Genomic DNA, 3,107 nt, shown 5'->3' on the forward strand with positions numbered 1-3,107 from the left:
GCCAGCAGCAGGATGCCACCGGCCACCGCGGCGCTGGTCGCGATCGTCGCACCGGTCGACGCCAGAGCCGAACCGGGCGCCGTCACCGACGACGCGCTGATCTCCACCGGAGCCCATCCGAGCAGCGTGCCGTCGAGGGCATACACCGCGATGCGGTGGGAACCCGTGACGTCGGCCGGGAGGGTGACCGCGACGCGCCCCTGGGCGTCGACGGTGGGCTCGGCCAGAAGCGTCGGCGTGGAGTACAGCCACACCTGCACGCGCTGACCGGCGCGATCGGCATCCACCACGACGGAGATCGGCGAGCCTGCGACCGCGGAGCCGGGGGCGCGGACAGACCCGCGGTTGGCACCGGTCAGCTGGTCACCGGGCAGCGGCTGAACGGTGCCTCCTGCCGTCGGCGCACCAGTCGGCGTCGGGCTCGTGATCGGCGTCGGCGATGCGGTCGGCGTCGGCGTCACGGTCGGCGTCGGCGATGCGGTCGGCATCGGCGTCACGGTCGGCATCGGCGTCACGGTCGGCGTCGGCGTCGGCGTCGGCGTCGCAGTCGGCGTCGGCGTCGCAGTCGGCGTCGGCGTCACGGTCGGCGTCGGCGATGCGGTCGGCGTCGGGTCGACGGGCCCGGCGACCGCAGGCAGCCCACCCACTCGCAGTGCGCCCGCGGAGAGCCCGTCGGTGAACCACCAGGCCGGCCGCGTGGACGCGCCGCCAAGATCCACCGGCAGCGTGGCGAAGCCCTCGTTGTTGGTGTCGGGCAGCCCCGCCGGCCGCGAGATGCGGACGACATCCGGCGTGACCGTGCCGTTGAGGGTCACCTGGACGCCGTCGCCGTGGCATCCGTCATCGCACATCGCCCACAGCACGCCGAGCGCGCTATCCCAGTCCAGCGCCATGGCCGCCGGGAGCCCGGACGCGATCTCGGCGACGAGCGCGTGTGTTCCGTCGGCGTTCAACGCGAAGGCGTACACGTGCCCGTTGTCTTCCACGGCGGTGAAGAAGAGCCCTGCGCCGTGGCCGGGGTACCGGGCCGGGTCGTAGAGGGCACCCGTGTTCTGGTCGATCAGTGTCGTCCGCAGGTCGGTGTCGGCGATCCACTCGACCGCCTCGAGCCCGACGTTCGCCGCCACCGCGGGGAGAGAAGCCGTGAGGTCCCACTCCTGGTTCGCGACGACGTCCGGCCCGGGGGCGCTCGGGTCGACCTTCAGCACCGTGTTGCGGTTCACGCCCTTCGCGCTGTTGTCGCGCTCGGTGGCCAGGTACACGAAGCCGTCGCCGGCGACGGTGATGCCCTCGGCATCGGGTCCGGCGGCACCGGCGTTGAACGCGTCCTTCGGGAAGCGCGCACGCTTGCCCTTCTCCCAACCGGCGACCGGGGTGGCCGAGCCGTCCGCAGCGACAGCGAGCTTCCAGAACGTGCCCGTGCCATTGTCGACGGCCCACAAGAACGTGCCGTCGGCCGTGACCTGACTGTCGAGACCCGAACTGTCGGACAGGAACGTGGGGGCCGTATCGACCACGCGAGCCTCCGGCACACCCGGCCACGCCACCGCGGGGGCCTCGCACACGTTGGCCGCGCCCTTGGTCGAGGTGAAGGTGGGGCCGAACACGCCCGTGGAATCGGGGCATCGCCCCCAGGTAGCCGCCGCGTGGGTGGTCCACATCGTGGAATCGAGGAGGGTCTCGCCCTCGAACAAGCGCACGGAGTCCGCGCCGCCGAGCCCGAAGCCGAGGTCGGCACGCTCCACCACGAGGTGGCCGCGCGCGGGAAGAGCAGAGCCGGCGGGGAGGGTGTAGACGTGCGTGTCGTCGTCGTCCTTGAGCACCAGGCCCGCGGCATCCACGGGCGAACCGGTCGGGTTCACCAACTCGATCCAGTCATCCGGCGATCCGCCGTCGGATTCGACCTCGTTGATGCGCACCGGGTTGCCGCACGCGTTCGAGGCGTTCTTCGTGGACAGAGCGACATCGCGCAGCTCACCGACGCCGTCGGCGCAGCGCGCGTAGACGCCCTGAGCGTGAGCGGTCCACGAGTACTCCGCGACGGTGATGCCCGAGGCCGAGCGGATCGTGGCGGTATCGGCGCCGCCGAGACCGAAGGAGAAGTGGATGCCACCGTCGAACACGAACCGGCCGCCCGGGGCCACGACCGTGCCGGCCGCCACCGGGCTGGTGTCCGCGGCGTGACCGATCGGATCGTTGTCGAGCAGGGTCCAGCCCGAGATGTCGAGCGGCGTGGACGCCCGGTTCACGATCTCGACCCAGTCCGTGGCGTCGCCGTTGGACTCGACCTCGTTGATCACGACGTCGGGCAGCACGCAGTCGTTGGCCGCACCGGGCGTGGGACGCGCCAGCACGAAATCCCCCCGTCCATCGGGGCAACGGGCGAGCGTCGCTGCCGCCGCGTCCCCCTCGATGGCCGCGTGTCCCTGCCAGGGCAGTGTGTCGTCGACGAGGGTTCCGGCTACGTCGAAGAGGCGGATGCGGTCGGCGCTGCCGATCCCGATCGGGTCGCGGAAGGCCGCACGCACGCCGCCCACCAGGCCCTCGGTCGCCTCGTCGACGACGAGGAAGCCCCCGGCGGGCAGCATCGTGCCGGGGAGGAACGTCCAGCGGTGGTCGTCGGAGTTGTCTCGGAGCTCGTATCCGGTGAGGTCGAACGCGGTGGACCCCGGGTTGTAGAGCTCGACCCAGTCGGCCGGCTGCGAGTCGACCTCGTTTAGACGGACGCTCCCGGGGACGGAGGGGGCGGCGCAGACGTTCGCCGCACCGAGGGTGACGACGGTCGCCGGTGCCCACGCGCCGGTGCCGTCGGGGCAGCGAGCCCACGTGGCCAGCGGCGCGGTGTTGGCGTATGCGTAGGCGTCGACGACGGCACCGGTGCTGTCGAAGAGCACGACCTCGTCGCCCTTGCCGAGGCCGAACGGGAAGTCCGTGTCTTTGACGAGCACGAGGAAGGCCCCCGGCTTCAGAACCGTTCCGGCGGCAATCGTGCCGACCTCGCTGCGCTTGTCGTCGCTCACCTTCCAGCCGCCGATGTCGACCTGGGAGACGCCGGCGTTGAAGAGCTCGATGCTGTCCGAGGGCACGCCCGAGGCGGCGTCGTAGAC

At 71.7% G+C, this 3,107-nt stretch carries 1 protein-coding gene; it reads right to left on the reverse strand.

All coding sequences use genetic code 11. From position 1 onward, the window contains the following. A partial coding sequence (locus LQV45_RS22940; protein ID WP_230008969.1) for a lamin tail domain-containing protein occupies positions 1–3,107 on the reverse strand: 3,107 nt, incomplete at both ends.

Source organism: Microbacterium sp. Bi128 (assembly GCF_918698205.1).